The organism is Wolbachia endosymbiont (group A) of Udea olivalis (genome assembly GCF_964028365.1).
Taxonomy (GTDB): domain Bacteria; phylum Pseudomonadota; class Alphaproteobacteria; order Rickettsiales; family Anaplasmataceae; genus Wolbachia; species Wolbachia pipientis.
In genome coordinates, this window is the sequence record NZ_OZ034773.1 from 504,259 (window position 1) to 520,305 (window position 16,047).

The 16,047-nt window shown below is 34.6% G+C and carries 14 protein-coding genes and 1 tRNA gene; 4 read left to right on the top strand and 11 right to left on the bottom strand.

Annotated elements, in window-relative coordinates; all coding sequences use genetic code 11:
- Positions 1-433: 433 nt before the first annotated feature.
- The 3 genes from gatB to ABWU32_RS02360 all read left to right on the top strand — a co-directional run bounded on the left by gatB (position 434) and on the right by ABWU32_RS02360 (position 4,931).
- Positions 434-1,855 (top strand): Asp-tRNA(Asn)/Glu-tRNA(Gln) amidotransferase subunit GatB, encoded by a 1,422-nt coding sequence (gatB, locus tag ABWU32_RS02350; RefSeq protein ID WP_015588792.1) that lies wholly within the window; start codon positions 434-436, stop codon positions 1,853-1,855.
- 73 nt (positions 1,856-1,928) lie between these two features.
- On the top strand, positions 1,929-4,334 hold the full coding sequence (locus tag ABWU32_RS02355; protein ID WP_353278747.1) for an ankyrin repeat domain-containing protein: 2,406 nt from the start codon (positions 1,929-1,931) through the stop codon (positions 4,332-4,334).
- A gap of 9 nt (positions 4,335-4,343) precedes the next feature.
- Positions 4,344-4,931, top strand: a complete 588-nt coding sequence (locus ABWU32_RS02360) for an ankyrin repeat domain-containing protein (RefSeq protein WP_265028055.1) — start codon at positions 4,344-4,346, stop codon at positions 4,929-4,931.
- Positions 4,932-4,963: 32 nt separating this feature from the next.
- Here ABWU32_RS02360 and ABWU32_RS02365 read toward each other — a convergent pair whose 3' ends face one another.
- From ABWU32_RS02365 to ABWU32_RS02395, 7 genes are all read right to left on the bottom strand, one after another.
- On the bottom strand, positions 4,964-5,383 hold the full coding sequence (locus tag ABWU32_RS02365) for a DedA family protein (RefSeq protein WP_015588794.1): 420 nt from the start codon (positions 5,381-5,383) through the stop codon (positions 4,964-4,966).
- A gap of 6 nt (positions 5,384-5,389) precedes the next feature.
- Complete coding sequence (cysS, locus tag ABWU32_RS02370; protein ID WP_265027930.1) at positions 5,390-6,763, bottom strand: cysteine--tRNA ligase; 1,374 nt, start codon at positions 6,761-6,763, stop codon at positions 5,390-5,392.
- Entirely contained in the window at positions 6,756-7,412 is a 657-nt protein-coding gene (locus tag ABWU32_RS02375) for an exopolysaccharide biosynthesis protein (protein ID WP_015588796.1), read from the bottom strand. The genes cysS and ABWU32_RS02375 overlap by 8 nt, the downstream gene beginning before the upstream one ends.
- Positions 7,413-7,502: 90 nt before the next feature.
- Positions 7,503-8,159, bottom strand: a complete 657-nt coding sequence (locus tag ABWU32_RS02380) for an exopolysaccharide biosynthesis protein (protein ID WP_264711493.1) — start codon at positions 8,157-8,159, stop codon at positions 7,503-7,505.
- Positions 8,160-8,249: 90 nt separating this feature from the next.
- Positions 8,250-8,906 carry an exopolysaccharide biosynthesis protein gene (locus ABWU32_RS02385; RefSeq protein ID WP_010962397.1) on the bottom strand — a complete coding sequence of 219 codons (657 nt, stop codon included), beginning with the start codon at positions 8,904-8,906 and terminating at the stop codon, positions 8,250-8,252.
- 166 nt (positions 8,907-9,072) lie between these two features.
- Positions 9,073-9,240, bottom strand: a complete 168-nt coding sequence (locus ABWU32_RS02390) for a twin-arginine translocase TatA/TatE family subunit (protein WP_006013840.1) — start codon at positions 9,238-9,240, stop codon at positions 9,073-9,075.
- Between the two features lie 128 nt (positions 9,241-9,368).
- Positions 9,369-10,142, bottom strand: a complete 774-nt coding sequence (locus ABWU32_RS02395) for an ABC transporter ATP-binding protein (RefSeq protein WP_141456795.1) — start codon at positions 10,140-10,142, stop codon at positions 9,369-9,371.
- A 147-nt stretch (positions 10,143-10,289) separates the two neighbouring features.
- Between ABWU32_RS02395 and ABWU32_RS02400 the strand changes: the two genes are divergently transcribed.
- A tRNA-Arg gene (locus ABWU32_RS02400) sits at positions 10,290-10,366 on the top strand.
- Between the two features lie 94 nt (positions 10,367-10,460).
- Here ABWU32_RS02400 and uvrC read toward each other — a convergent pair.
- Genes uvrC through ABWU32_RS02420 form a run of 4 tightly spaced genes read right to left on the bottom strand, consistent with a single transcriptional unit; the run spans position 10,461 to position 16,025 of the window.
- The gene (gene uvrC / locus ABWU32_RS02405) at positions 10,461-12,278 is read right to left on the bottom strand and encodes an excinuclease ABC subunit UvrC (protein ID WP_174516859.1); all 1,818 of its coding nucleotides are present in this window, start codon (positions 12,276-12,278) and stop codon (positions 10,461-10,463) included.
- Positions 12,262-14,379, bottom strand: coding sequence for a glycine--tRNA ligase subunit beta (gene glyS / locus ABWU32_RS02410; RefSeq protein WP_015588799.1), 2,118 nt, complete (start codon positions 14,377-14,379; stop codon positions 12,262-12,264). The genes uvrC and glyS overlap by 17 nt, the downstream gene beginning before the upstream one ends.
- 3 nt (positions 14,380-14,382) lie before the next feature.
- A complete protein-coding gene (locus tag ABWU32_RS02415) occupies positions 14,383-15,222 on the bottom strand; it encodes a glycine--tRNA ligase subunit alpha (RefSeq protein WP_015588800.1) in 840 nt (279 codons plus the stop codon).
- Between the two features lie 44 nt (positions 15,223-15,266).
- Positions 15,267-16,025 carry a phosphatidylglycerophosphatase gene (locus tag ABWU32_RS02420; protein WP_138265045.1) on the bottom strand — a complete coding sequence of 253 codons (759 nt, stop codon included), beginning with the start codon at positions 16,023-16,025 and terminating at the stop codon, positions 15,267-15,269.
- Positions 16,026-16,047: the final 22 nt, after the last annotated feature.

Here is a 16,047-nt window from a genome sequence, read left to right on the forward strand (position 1 = left end):
CCCCAACTAATCTAAATTATAAACGTTAAGAAATTTACTAAACAGAAAAAAAGGCAAAAGAAACCCTAGGGTAGCTAGTTATTCACTATCCATTTTTTAAGTTGGCGTTTTTTTATGTTTTAAACGCTTTATAAGCGCGTTTCAGCTTATGTAGGTAGAAGTTTTATAAAGACATAAGGTGCACATAGTGCAAAAAATTAAACATGAGACGCCAGATACGTGAGTTTTTTTGTCATTTAATCTGTACAGAGAAGATAAATAAATAGCTTCAATTTTATGATAAGAGGGCTGGCGAAGCTTGTCAAGTAATCTTTTGCATTTAACCCGTTTCTATGGGTAAAACAATCTGCATACCACTTAGCTAACATGAGTTTTGTTTTGACTTTTTGTGCTAATTTTGCAGAATATTAAGATTATCATTTAAATAAAATACATGACGAAAGAGGATTGGGAAGCGGTAATTGGGCTTGAGGTACACGCTCAAGTTTCTTCTAATACGAAGCTATTTTCTAGCTCATCAACGGAATTTGGTGCTGAGCATAACACTCAAGTTTCTCTAGTTGATGCGGCAATGCCAGGTACGCTGCCAATACTAAATTATTACTGCATAGAGCAAGCAATACGCACTGGTCTTGCACTTTCTGCAGAAATTAATAAGTATTCTTACTTTGATCGGAAAAATTATTTTTATCCTGATTTACCACAAGGTTACCAGATAACTCAGTTTTTTGAGCCAATAGTTAAAAACGGTAGAGTATTTATCAACGACAATGAAAAAGAAATAAGAATTGCGAGAATTCATTTAGAGCAAGATGCAGGAAAGAGCGTTCATGAGGAAAGCAGAACTTATGTAGATTTAAATCGTGCAGGGGTTGCTTTAATGGAAATTGTTTCAGAACCAGATCTCCGTTCATCTGCAGAAGCTGCAGAATGCATGAAAAGATTGAGGCAGATTTTGCGTTACATTGGTTCGTGTGATGGTGATATGGAAAAGGGATCACTTCGTTGTGATGCAAATGTTTCTGTTCGCCTAAAAGGCAGTAGTACATTTGGCACTCGTTGTGAAATAAAAAATCTGAACTCGATACGTTATATTGTGCAAGCTATAGACTATGAAATACAAAGACAAATTGAAATTTTAGAAAGTGGAGAAGAAATAAGTCAAGATACCTTATTGTTTGATGTCGCTTTGGGAAAAACAAAAGTGATGCGAAACAAAGAAGATGCAAGCGACTATAGATACTTCCCTGAGCCTGATTTATTACCTGTTGAGGTAAGCCAGGATAAAATCGATTCTATTAAATCATCTTTACCTGAGTTGCCAGAGCAGAAAAAGCAGCGATACATTGAAAAATTAGGTATCAACGAATACGATGCAAACGTCATTACTTCCGATAAGGCGATTGCTGATTACTTTGAGGAATTGATAAAAAAACATGATTCAAAGCTCGCGGTCACCTGGTTAACTGTAGAGCTTTTCGGTCGTTTAAATAAAGCAAATATTGATATTGTGAGCTCCCCAATCAAAGCAAATGCTTTGTCCGAACTCTTAGATTTTATCGTTGATGGAACAATCTCTGCTAAACTTGGTAAACAAGTTTTTGATATTATGTTTGAAACTGGCAAACCTGCATCTCTCATCATAGAAGAGCAGGACCTAAAGCAAATAACCGATAGAGGTCAAATATCAGAAGTTATCGACACAATCATCAATAGCAACCAAGATAAAGTTCAAGAATACAAAAGCGGTAAAACAAAATTATATGGTTTCTTTGTTGGTGAAGTCATGAAATTCACCAAGGGAAAAGCCAGCCCTGATGTTGTGAATTCAATTTTGAGTGAGAGATTAGAGTGAGGTGCCTGTAAGATTATCCTGCTTGGCGGTTAAGCGCACCTTTCATGGTATTATGTATCAAGCGAGATGGCTAATGCTGTTTCCTAAACATGCAGTAGATAGAGAGTATTCTTTCCGCCTATTCACAGAGAAAAAATCAGCTAAGGATTTTGATGATATTGTTCTTCGGTATGAACAAGATGGGAAAATAGTACATAGATTCATACAAGTCAAGCACAGGCAGGGTAGGCACAAAAAGATCAGCATAGGTGACTTATTAACACCGGGAAAGGATGGTGCGTTTGGCTTAATAAAATATCTCATTGCTTATTTAAAGATCAAAAGTAGTGGAGAGTTTGAGGGTGAAATAGAGGATTTTGTCATTATTACAAATGATGATTTTGATTCCGCGGATTCGACATCGCATCCAGTAAGAAAGCTGAGAATGATGCCGAGTGGGAAGAATAAAGGAAAGGAAATTTCAGTCATAAGAATAGACACACAAGATGAGTTTCTGGATGTAGGTGATGGTGTAAGATATAAATTTGATAATAGTATTATCTCATATTTGCAGGAAAATAAGGATTTTGTAAAGCGTGAGGTAGGTAGAGAAGTCAGCAATAAAGAAATAGAAGACTTTTTAAATAAATTAGTATTTGCAGTCAATTTGCCAAGCGGAACTGAACTTAGTGAAATTATTAAGAGTGAATTGGGCAAGGAATTCAGCAATACTGATGCAAAGCACTTTTACAGCCGTTACCAGGAAGAAGTGCTGATTTTGCTGGAGAAAGAAGAAGAGGAGTTTCTATCATATGAGAAAGCAAAAGCTCTTCTTGAAGAAATAAGAGAGGAAATTTTAGGAGCGGTTTGGTTTGATGTAAGAGGTCCAGTCAGACTATTTACAGGAAGAGATGAGGATTTGGGAATGCTACATGATTCGCTACAACGCAATCCCAAAGGTGCTGTAATTTCATACATAACGTCTATTAGTGGTCCTGGGGGGATGGGAAAAAGCCAGTTAGCTAGAAAATATGCTTGTAAATATAGAAGATATTATGACGACAATGTTATATGGATAGACGCTGAAAACTTTGAAGCTATGAAAGATTCTTTCTTAAGGTTAGCTAGAAATAGATTAGGTATTTCTCCCAAAGATAAGTATGGAAACGACAAAACGATAGAAACTATTGTTAGAGAAGTATATGCTTTCTTCGCAAGAAGGAGGAGCCTGTTCATTTTCGATAACGTTCAAGAGTACAAAAAGATAAGTAAATTTTTGCCATTTTCTTTATCTCCTGATCTTAACAAGCCTCATATTTTGATTACCTCGCATGATCAGGAACTGGAAAAGGGAATAGACGTTATAAAGCTAGGAGAATTGGAACAAAGAGACGCTATAGAGTTTGTTAAAAAAGGATTTAATATACTAAAAAAAGATAAATCGCAAGATCGGGAGATAGAAAATTTGGTAAGAAGGTTGCAATGCTTTCCTTTAGCTATACAACAAGCAATATCATATATCGAAGATCAGAGAATAATAGAGAAGTTTAAAATTAGTGATTACCTAAAAGAGTATGAAAAGAAAGCTAAGAAGTTGCTTAAGTCTAAAATATTTCAAGGAATTGATAATAACTATACTAAAACAACTTTTACAGCTTGGGAAGTTACGATGGATAAAGTAAGAAGTGATGAACAATATGGACCATTAGCTTCAGAGATTTTAGATGTTTTGGCTTATTTTGCACCTGATAAAATCGCTAGAGAAATATTCTTAAATTCGGTAAGTGATTATAAGAAAAAGCAGTTAAAGCTAGCCATCCGTTTACTTGTGAGATATTCCATGGTGGGCGGTGAACAAAACCAAAGTGTATTAAATGTCCATAGGTTAGTACAGGAAGTAACAAGATTAAAATTACAAGAGAACCGACAAGAAGAGAAAACCCTCAGAAAGGCTCTAGAATTGATAAACAGTGGTGATTTAGCGAAAGATAGTAAAATTCATGTTGCATCTATTTGGGGATATGCAAGTAAACACGGTAGGTTGATTGATGACTTTTACAAAGATACTAATTTACATTTGCTTGTTGAAAATGATGATTATAAAGCGATTAAAAACTTATTAGCATATATAAAGAAAAAACATCAAGATAAGCTTAGTGAGATTGTTAATGCTAAAGATGGGTGTGATATTGCTCCATTGCATTTAGCTGCTGGAAATGGGAAATTGGACATAGTAAAATACCTGATCAATAAAGGTGCTAGTATTGATGTTAGGGACTGTTTTTACCAAACGCCATTATACTGGGCTGCTAAGAGTGGAGAGTTAGACATGGTAAAATATCTTGTAAATAAAGGCGCTAGTGTTGATATTGAAGATAGTTATGGCTGGACTGCGTTATACTGGGCTGTTGAGAATGAAAATTTTTATATAGCAGAATACCTTATAAAAGAAAAAGGTATTGATGTTAGTGCTAGGTACAGCAATGGCAAAACTATGTGACATGAGGCTATTAGGTTTGCGAAACTGGATGCGGTGAGGTACCTAATTGGTAAAGGAATTGATATTGATATCAAAGACGGATATGGCGGTACTCCATTGCATTGGGCTGCTATCAGAGGAAAGATTGATATGGTAAGATATTTTATAGAGCAAGGTGCTGACGTTAATGCTAAAGATAATGATGATCTAACGTCGTTACACTGGGCAGTTTTATACGCGAACTTGAAGGTAGTAAGATGTCTTGTTGAAGATGGTAGTGATGTTGATGCTAAAGACAAACGTGGCTGGACACCATTGCACTTGATTGCCAAGAATAACCGTCTATTATGGGGGGATGATTTGAATGAAATGTTGGGAACAACAGAATACTTCATTCAAAAAGGTGCTGATGTTAACGCTAAGGATAAAGACGGCAACACACCACTACACCTCGCTGCTATGAATGGAAAGATTGATGTAGCAAAAGTACTACTAAAACACAACGCCGATGTTAACGCTAAAAATAATGAAGGAAGAACAGCATTACATTATGCCACTGATTTCAATCATAGGGACCTTGTGGAGTTACTTTTAGCTCATGGTGCATCCATCCTATGACTTGGGCTTTAATGGCTGTAGTACTATAGCTGTTATACGCCAAAAGTAAGTATTAGATATAACAAATAGAGGAAATTAGATAGAATGATTAAAGGGGCAAGGATATAAAGGTTTAACTTAAAATAACCTGATAAAATTTGAATCACACTTCCAAGTGCCGGCACCCATGAAAGTAATGTAACTGCACAAATCAGTAGATTTTTTACGATTTTTGGTGTTTTATGCTCGTTCTCTAGTTTGCGGTATGATTTTCGTATAGAGATTGTTATTCTACCTAAATACCAGTTAACTATTCCACCAAGGCTTGATCCTAGTACTCCAAAAAATAACATAAGTAGTGGAGTGTAATACGACCTGAAATAAAGCATGGTATTGAACACAAAACCTTGATGTATGGGTAAAACTAACGACGATACTAGACTATCTGTGAATAACAGGAAGTAGTTTTCCATATGAGTTTACCAGGTTGTTGTACCATCTTCATTGTCAGAAATTGTAATCCCCATTTGTTTCAACTGGTCCCTTATTTTGTCTGCAGTATTATAATCTTTATTTTGTTTTGCTGCTCTTCTTAAATCTATCAATCTTTCTATTTCTTGATGACTCACACCAGCAGTAAACCACTCTTGATAACTTGACTCAAGAAGACCAATAAATCTGGCGCTCTTAACAAAACTCTCAGTTAATTTAAGCTTTTCACTTTCATTACTCATTTTGTTAATTTTTGCAGCCATTTCATGTAATATAGCTAGAGCTTCAGGAATGTTTAAGTCGTTTTTTAAAGCGTCTATAAAATCTTTAGAAATCTCTGCGTTACTTTCATCAATACTTATTGTATCTAAACCACGTAATAACCGATTAAATTTATTTAAGGTTTCCTGTGCATCAGAAATAACGTTTTCTGTCCAATCAAGTGGTTTTCTGTAGTGAGTTTTGAGCAGTGCATAGCGTATTACTTCACCCTTTATTCCACTATCTAGCAAATCTCTTACTTTGACTATATTAAATAAGGACTTGCTCATTTTCTCTTCATTTACTGTAAGAAAGCCGTTATGTATCCAGTATTTTGCAAACATTGATCCAGCAAATGCAGACTTACTCTGTGCAATTTCATTTTCATGGTGAGGAAATTGTAAATCTATGCCGCCACCATGAATATCAAAATCTTTGCCAAGGTAAGCATATGACATTGCTGAGCATTCTATATGCCATCCAGGTCTGCCCTCTCCCCATGGGCTATTCCAATAACTTGAAAGTTTGTAGTCAATATCATTTGCAGGCTTCCACAGCACAAAATCTCCAGGGTGCTTTTTATTTTCATTAACTTCAACTCTGCTACCTGGAACCAATTCATCAGTTTTTTTTCCTGATAAAGCACCATATTCATGGTAAGATTCTATATTAAAATACACGTGTTTGTCAGATTCATAAGCGTGGCCTGATTGCAGCAAATGTTCAATTAATTTTATAATGTAATCTACGTTTTCCGTTGCTTTTGGTTCGTATGTTGGTTTTTTACAATTTATGCTTTCCATATCATCATGAAAAGCTTTAATGTAATATGTGGTTATACTTTCTATGTTGCTATTTTTTTCACTTGCTGCATTAATTATCTTATCATCAATGTCGGTTATGTTACGCACATAGGTAACTTTGCCATAACAAAACTTAAGTAGCTGAAATAACACATCATACACAACAACAGACCGTGCATTGCCTATATGTGCTGTGTCATATACTGTTGGTCCGCAAACATACATTTTCACATGATCTTTATCGATAGGTGTAAAAAGCTCCTTTTTTTTTGTTAAGGTGTTGTAAAGCCTAACCATATACGAAGCTTTTGAGAAAAGAAAATGCCCCAATGATAAGTTGTGGCCCTTTGACTACTACAACAAGAGTAAGCAATAACCCACACAATGATATTAGAACTCCCAATATGGATAGAAACCCATCTTTACTCATGATACCAAGCGAAATAAGAGTCGTACCAATTGCAGGAATGAAGTTAGTAAGAGGTAGTGGAAGAGCTATTGATAACGCACAAAGCAGCATTATAAAAGCTAAAATTTTTTCACCGGGCCCATAGAAAATAAAAGACATTCTTGGTCTCATGAACTTTTCTATTTTTTTTAATGCTGGAGAAGTTTTCTCTACCACAAAAGCTAGTGTTGAACGCTGAAAAGACCTTCTTTCCAACCAATGCGGCATCCAAGGAGAATCAAATCCAAATAGAAGCTGCAGTGAGAATAAGATTAAAGGTATAGAAAGAATAGTTGTATAACCAGGTGGAACCGGTATAGGCACCGATAGCGGCAAGGAGAAGATGATTATTAAAATACCAAAACCACGCTCATGCAAAGCTGTTTTAATGTCAAACAAAGTTACTTTATCGCTATCATTGTTATTGGTATCTGCAACTTCTTTTAGAATATCAGAAGCTAATTTATCACTTTTAGTCAACTTATCATTTTTTGACACGAAAAACCTTTGATAAAAATAATTCTTAACACAATTATTGTTTTATTTCAATATGCATTATTCATTTTGCGCTAGTAATTCGTTCTTTTGTTAAAGTGTTGTAAAGCTTTTAAGAAGAGAAAGTGCTCCGGTTATAAGTTGTGGTCCTTTGACTATTACAACAAGAGTAAGCAACAACGCGCACAACGATACTAAAACTCCCAATATGGATAGAAACCCGTCTTTACTCATAATGCTAAGTGAAATAAGAGTTGTGCCAATTGCAGGAAGGAAGTGAGTAAAAGGTAATGGAAGAGCTATTATTATTGCACAAAGCAACATCATAAAAGCCAGAATCTTCTCACCAGGCCCATAGAAAATGAAAGACAGTCTTGGCTTCATGAATTTTTCTATTTTTTCTAATACAGGGGAAGTTTTCTCTACCACAAGAGCTAGTGTTGAACGCTGAAAAGATCTTCTTTCTAGCCAACTGGGCATCCAAGGAGAATCAAATCCAAATAGAAGCTGCAGTGAGAATAAGATTAAAGGTATAGAAAGAATAGTTGTATAACCAGGTGGAACCGGTATAGGCACCGATAGCGGCAAGGAGAAGATGATTATTAAAATACCAAAACCGCGCTCATGCAAAGCTGTTTTAATGTCAAACAAAGTTACTTTATCGCTATCATTGTTATTGGTATCTGCAACTTCTTTTAGAATATCAGAAGCTAATTTATCACTTTTAGTCAACTTATCATTTTTTGACATGAAAAACCTTTGATAAAAATAATTCTTAACACAATTATTGTTTTATTTCAATATGCATTATTCATTTTGCGCTAGTAATTCGTTCTTTTGTTAAAGTGTTGTAAAGCTTTTAAGAAGAGAAAGTGCTCCGGTTATAAGTTGTGGTCCTTTGACTATTACAACAAGAGTAAGCAACAACGCGCACAACGATACTAAAACTCCCAATATGGATAGAAACCCGTCTTTACTCATAATGCTAAGTGAAATAAGAGTTGTGCCAATTGCAGGAAGGAAGTGAGTAAAAGGTAATGGAAGAGCTATTATTATTGCACAAAGCAACATCATAAAAGCCAGAATCTTCTCACCAGGCCCATAGAAAATGAAAGACAGTCTTGGCTTCATGAATTTTTCTATTTTTTCTAATACAGGGGAAGTTTTCTCTACCACAAGAGCTAGTGTTGAACGCTGAAAAGATCTTCTTTCTAGCCAACTGGGCATCCAAGGAGAATCAAATCCAAATAGAAGCTGCAGTGAGAATAAGATTAAAGGTATAGAAAGAATAGTTGTATAACCAGGTGGAACCGGTATAGGCACCGATAGCGGCAAGGAGAAGATGATTATTAAAATACCAAAACCGCGCTCATGCAAAGCTGTTTTAATGTCAAACAAAGTTACTTTATTGCTATCATTGTTATTGGTATCTGCAACCTCTTTTAGAATATCAGAAGCTAGTTTTTTATCTTTAGTTAGTTTCTCACTTTTTTGCACAATTATCTTTTAATAAAATATTCCTCCTAAGCTAACATAGTTGTTGCTGTATTTCAATATTTGTTATTTATTTCATACCAATACTTCATCTCTTTCATTCTTTAACCTGACTAAGTTTTTAAACAGATGACATGCACTAAGGTGCATGTCACGAAGTATGAGGACGCTAACGATCTGGTTCGTTAGACGATAATTTTTCTGAGTCCTTAAGCTCCTGTTTAAGGTTTTTGATGCCTTTTCCTAAATCACCCATAACTTGCGGTAATCTGCCTGCACCAAACAGAACTAAAATTATTATTAAGACTAGAAACAATTGCCATGGTCCTAAACTCATTTTCACCTCCATTTAAAATATTGACCTTTAAATATTAAAACTTGACTGAAGTCAAGTAACACATAGATTATATCACCTTTATTTAATTATAAATCAAGGTTTTTTAATTATTTTATAACAATTCCAGACTAGATTATTTTCTTGCAGCGAATAAGTGGAAACTTTTCGCTTAACTGTAGAGTAGAAGAGAGCTCACTAAAAAACTTTGCTAGCGTATCATCTTGAGGCCTATGGTATATATCGCTAGAAACTCCTGATTGAATAATTTTACCATTTTTCATTACGTAGATAAAATCTGCAACTTTCAATGCTTCTTGCGGGTCATGAGTTACCATTAGCACAGGGATATTTTTACTTCTAAAAAGGGACAATATATGTTGTCTTATTCGGCACTTGAGCAGTATATCTAAATTAGAAAATGGTTCATCTAACAACACAACATCAGGGTTTTGTGCCATCACTCTTGCTATTGCAACTAATTGTTGCTGTCCTCCAGATAAGGCGTTAGGGTACATATTTTCGTATTTTTCTATATTGAGTAACTTCAAAATTTCCAATGCAATTAGGTGCTTTTCTCTCTTGGAAGAGCTGCGGATAGCAAAGGTTATATTTTCTACTACTGTTTTGTGAGGAAATAATGCAGAATGCTGAAAAATCAATCCGATATTTCTATGCTCTATAGCGACTGATGCCTTATTACTTGCAACTAACCTATCATTTATAAAAATAGTTCCAGATTTTGGATTTTCTATCCCCGCAATTAATTTCAAAATTGTTGACTTGCCACAGCCAGAATGCCCCAATAAACATGCAACATTTCCTTTCTTTACTTTAATGTTTATATTGCTTAAAGCAAAGTCGTTTTGATTGTTATAGAAATAACCAATATTGTTAACTAGCATTAATCTTACTTAAACCATGTTATTAAATATAATAGCATTATACTCAAGAAGTACAGAAATGTTTTTTGTCGTCATAAATTGGTTATGCAAGAAATCTAGAAAAGAAAGGATTTTTTGCTATAACTTTACATGAATGGTAGGAAACACGGGACTATAGCTCAGCAGGATAGAGCGTTGGACTCCTAATCTGAAGGTCGTGCGTTCGAATCGCACTAGTCCCACCACATTAAATTTCATGGAGATTTTTTTTCACAAATACGCACACCTTTTTTTGCGGTTTTAAGATATAAATTCCCTAATAATAAAACGGGTTTTGTGTCATTCCAGTACTCCTCTCTTATAATTTACGTGTTTAAGAATGACTTCTGCTAAACCTTTACTAATTCCAGGTACGTTTTGAATTTCAGCCAGAGAAGCTTTGCTTATATTTTTCACTGAACCAAAATAAGACATCAACGCTTTTTTTCTTTTGTTGCCAATGCCGGGTATTTTGCTTAATTGTGAAACTATAAACTGTTTATCGCGTTTTTTTCTATGTGAAGTTATCGCAAAACGGTGGGCTTCATTACGCAGCGATTGTAAGTAAAGCATGACTTTGCTGTCATTTGCCAGACTGAATTCTTCCCTGCCCAGCATATAAAATCTTTCATTTCCTGCGTTACGATCAGGACCTTTTGCCATACAAGCAAAAGGAACGTTTATATTCAATACTTCCAGTACATTCTGTACTATGGAAACATGTCCTGGTCCACCATCAATCAGTAAAAAATCAGGTATTATGCCTTTTATATTGCCGGAGAAACGTCTGGTTAGCACTTCCCTCATCATTTTATAGTCATCGCCTGAAAATTTTTCCTTTATAGTAAATTTTCTGTACTCACTTTTTAAAAAACCCTCCTGCCCTGCAACAACCATTACACCAATTTGTTGGTTTCCAAATATATGGCTATTGTCATAAACCTCAATACGCTTTGGAATATTTGGTAACAAGAAGATTTTGCTAAGCTCCTCAAGCTTTTCTAGGTTATTTCTATAATCGATAAGCTTCTGCTCTAAGCTATGCTGAGAGTTATCATAAACAAATTTCAATAAATCACGCTCTTTTTTATTCTTTGCATGCAGAACTTTTACTGGCTTTTGAGCAACCTTATATAGTGCTTGTTCTATAATTTCCTTATCCACAATAGAATCTGGAACGTAAATTTGTATTGGAGGTATGTTAGCTGAATTATAAAAATTGACCAAAAAGGTGGATAAAATTTCATCATTTGAGTGATCACCACAGTTCTCGGCAAAGTAAGGAGTGCTGCCGTAGTTGTCTTTATTTCTGAACGATAACACACTAATACATGCTAGATCCTCTTCACGTACAATACTGAAGAAATCTGCATCTTTTTCAAAAGAAAAATCCGTGTGCTGTATTTGAATTTGCTCAAGAAACTTTACCCGATCTCTATATATAGCAGCAAGCTCATAGTTTTCTTCACTGCTGCACTTTCTCATTGTGAAAAGTAACTGTTCTTTCACTTCCTTATTTCTTCCAAGCAATGTATTTCGTGCCTGTTTTACTGATTGGCAGTAGTCGTCTTTTGTGATTTTGTTTATGCATGGTGCTGAGCAGCGCTTAATTTGATATTCAATACATGGTCTTTTTGTTGAGGAAAAGTATTGATCTGAACATACTCTTAGGAGAAAAGCTTTTTGCAATGACAATATAGTTTGCTTAACAGCAGCGGCAGATGTAAAGGGACCATAATAATGAAACTCATTTTTCTTAAATTTGCCTCTATATTTTGCTATTCTTGGATAATCGTGCTTGGAAATTGTTATATAAGGATAAAATTTTCCATCCTTGAGCACAATATTATAAAGTGGTTTCAATGATTTTATTAGCTGTGCTTCAAGAAGCAGTGCTTCGATTTCATTCTCAGTGATGAATATTTCAACCTTAATAACCTGTAAGAGCATAACTCTAATTCGTTCAGAAAGGTTTTCGAATTGAAGGTAGTCGGATAATCTCGACTTTAAGTTTTTTGCTTTTCCAACATATAAAACTTTATTCTTATCTCCAACCATCTTATACACGCCACAGGACTGTGGAGATGATTTGATTTGTTCTTTATATTGCCTGAGCATTTATCCATTGCTTAACCTGTATGAGGTTAAAATCTGCTACTAAATGAAAGATGGAAACTACATTTTCAAGCAAAGATAATCTGTTTCTCCTCAGTTTATCAGAATCACAGTTAATCTTTACACTGTCCATAAACTGATTGATAAACGGAGCAAAACCAGCAAGTTCATCAAGTGCTACATTAAAGTGGTTATTTTTTATCGCTTGTTTTATGTTTTTACAAGCAGTTATAGCACAATTTGATAGCGCAATTTCTTCACTTTCAATCAAAAACCTCTTACCGTAAGATGCACTATAAGTAGTGCCATCACTTTTTCTTACTTTGCTCATCATGTTACTGACTCTTTTGTAAGTGCTTAGAATCTGTTCACCTTCTGGCGTACTAAGATAACGATCCAATATAACAGTTTGCTTTTCTGCTGTCAGCAGATCATTAATATCGATTTTATATAGTATTGAATCTACGACATCTTGTCTTATATCTCTATTTTTTAAAATAACCTTGAATCTTTCTAAGCAGAATTTAAATACTAATTCTGAAATTTGTTTTCTATTTGGCTTATCAGCTGACGTTGTATTTTTATTAAATAGAAGTTTTGAATATAAAGATACTGACTTGTCTATCAATAGCCTAATTGGAACATGCAAATTATTTTCAAGTATTGTCCTAATTATACCAATTGTCATTCTCCGCAAACTAAATTGATCATACGAACCAGAGATTTTTTCACCTGCTGCAATTAAACCAACTAAGCTATCCACTTTGTCTGCAATTGACACAGCAATTGCTGAAGGGGATTTAGGGCATTCTTGCTCCGATCTGATTGGCTTATAGTGTTCAGTTATAGCTTCCACTATTTCTTTATCTTCTTGAAAATAAGAAGCATAATATCCACCCATTACTCCTTGTAATTCTGGAAACTCTCTTACTATCGATGTTGCCAAATCAGCTTTTGCCAAATATGCAGCGCGTTCAACTTTTATCAGCGAAGCATGTGGAATAAATATAGCTATATACTTTGACAGAGCCGTAATACGCTTTACCTTTTCTCCAACGCTGCCAAGAGAAGCATGAAATAATATCGAACCTAATTTTTTGACATAATAATCTAGATTTTCCTTTTTATCTTGAGATATTAAAAATTGGGCATCAGCAAGACGTGCTTCTAATATTCTTTCGTGCCCTTTAACAACTTCACCATTGTTGACGTTGACAACAGTGACAAAGTGTGAAATTCTCTTTCCATTACTTAAAGCAAGGTATTTTTGTTGTGTATTAACTATACTAAGTATTACTTCCTTCGGTAATCCAAATGACTTTTCTTGATTTACTTCACCAAACAGCACGATTGGCCACTCTATAAGCCCTGTCAATTCATTTAGTAAATAATCATTTTTCTCAAGTTGTAAATTCTGCTCTTTTGTGAATTTATTAATCTGATCTAGTATAAATTGCTTTCTTTTGTCCATTTGGAGAATTACACTGTTTTTTTCTAGCAATTCAAAATAGTCTTTAGGTGCTTTAACAGTTAACGCTGTACCACTTGAGAGAAATCGATGGCCATATGTTGTGTTAGATGCTGTGATCCCTGCAAAAGACACAGGTATTATTTCGTCATTTAAAATGCATAAAATGTTTTTAATTGGCCTAACCCACCTTTCTTTTCCTTTGCCCCATCTCATACTTTTTGGCCAAGAGAAATTTTTTAATATTTCTCCTAGTTGATTTTTAAGAAACTCTTGAATGTTAAATGAGCAGCTTTCTCTTTTAATGAAGTAAAAATCCTCATTATTTACTTTTCGAACGAGCAAATCTTCTTCATTTTTCTGATATTTTCTTAAAAAACCTTCGATAGCACTTTTTGGTGCGTTAATGTTTGGTCCCTTAACTTCGTTATTGGAATCCTTTAGCTCCAAAGCATTTATGTTGTCGACAAATAGGGTAATGCGACGTGCTGTTACAAAAACCTCCATTGATGTAAATTTTACATTATTTTTGTTAAAAACATTGGCAATACAGCTCTTAACTTGAGTTACAGCTACATTCTGCATTCTCGGTGGTATTTCTTCTGAAAGGCACTCAAATAACAACTGCAACGACATACGCTATTTACTCATGTACAATTCACAACATTTTTTTGTCAGCTCTCTAACTCTACCAATATAAGCTGTACGTTCATTCACACCAAGCACACCTCTTGCATCAAGCAGATTAAGTAGGTGACTAGTTTTAATACATTGGTCATAAGCTGCCATTGGTAGCTCCTTTTCAATAAGGAACTTGCACAATTTTTCCGTATCTTCGAATTGCTGCTGTACCACTTTAGTATCATAATAATCTAATGCTAGATAAGAAAATTCATATTCTCTTTGTTTAAAAATATTTCCGTAAGTTACACCGTTATCGTTCCAAATTATATCGTAAACATTATCTACACCTTGTATGCACATTGCTAAACGTTCCAACCCATATGCCACCTCACCAGGAATCATCTTGCAGTCAATCCCTCCAACTTGCTGTATATAAGTAAGCTGTGTTACTTCCATTCCATTGCATGTAACTTCCCATCCAAGTCCTGATGCACCAACACTTGGGTTTTCCCAATCATCTTCAACAAACTTAATATCATATTTTTCTGTAGATATGCCAAGAACTTTTAAGCTATCTAAATAGACGTCTTGTAAATTATTACCAGATGGCTTTATTATAACTTGATATTGGTAATGTTGATACAAACGATTAGGATTATCACTATAGCGCCCATCTGCTGGCCTAATTACTGGTTGTAGATATGCAATTTTTGCCGGTTTTGTATCAATTGCAGACATAATTGTTGCAGGATGTAATGTGCCAGCACCAACTTCAGATGTGTATGAGTGAAGTATAACACATCCTTCACTAGCCCAAAAATCTTGTAACTCTTTTATTATACTTTGTAAGTTCACACAAATTTCACACTTTTTATACTAAATATATAAATAAATAAGTACTATTCAATACCTATTTTTTTAACAGTATCATGTAAATAATCACCTAAAACTGCTGAACTTTCCCTCACATACTGAATTATGCTTTTATTTAGGACAATTGCATCATGCATAGTTAAATCGCAGAATATAAATGCTGTTAAATACAGTAAAATCACCGCATAAAATGTGTGAAAAATCCCCTCAAATGTAATTGACATTGCATTATTATAGCTGAGCTGTATTGAACTTATTGGCCATGGTTTTATCACTTCTACGACATTAAAAAATACGTAAGGTATCATAAGAAAAAAGAAAAAGTGCATAAAATCATTAAACCAAAATGGGCATTGAAACATCTGCTTACATATATTCCCATAGAGTTTACTTACAGCATAATAAATCGACATCATTGCCGGCATTGAAAGTGCTACAGTCAGTACTTGCCCTGACGCTATTTGTATTACTATTTCTTCACCACTGTTTGCTGAAGGGTCTTGAGCATGAAAAATAAATATTCCAATTAATTGCATTACTAACATAACTATTGCCAATTTTGTAAAAACAGCAGCTACGACTATTCCTGAGTCTGGCATTTTATATAGTAAGTATTCGCCTCCATATGTAAGAATTAATATAACATCGACAATAAATAATATTAAAAAAGAAGACCAATAGTTCTGCCAACTTGGTAAATATCCTATTCCTAAAAGAGAGCTTACTGTTTTAGCAGGAAAAACCTTGCCTAGCATCTTCCCCAAAAATTTAAAAAAAATCCCCATGTTCTAAGTAACACTTGGTTTA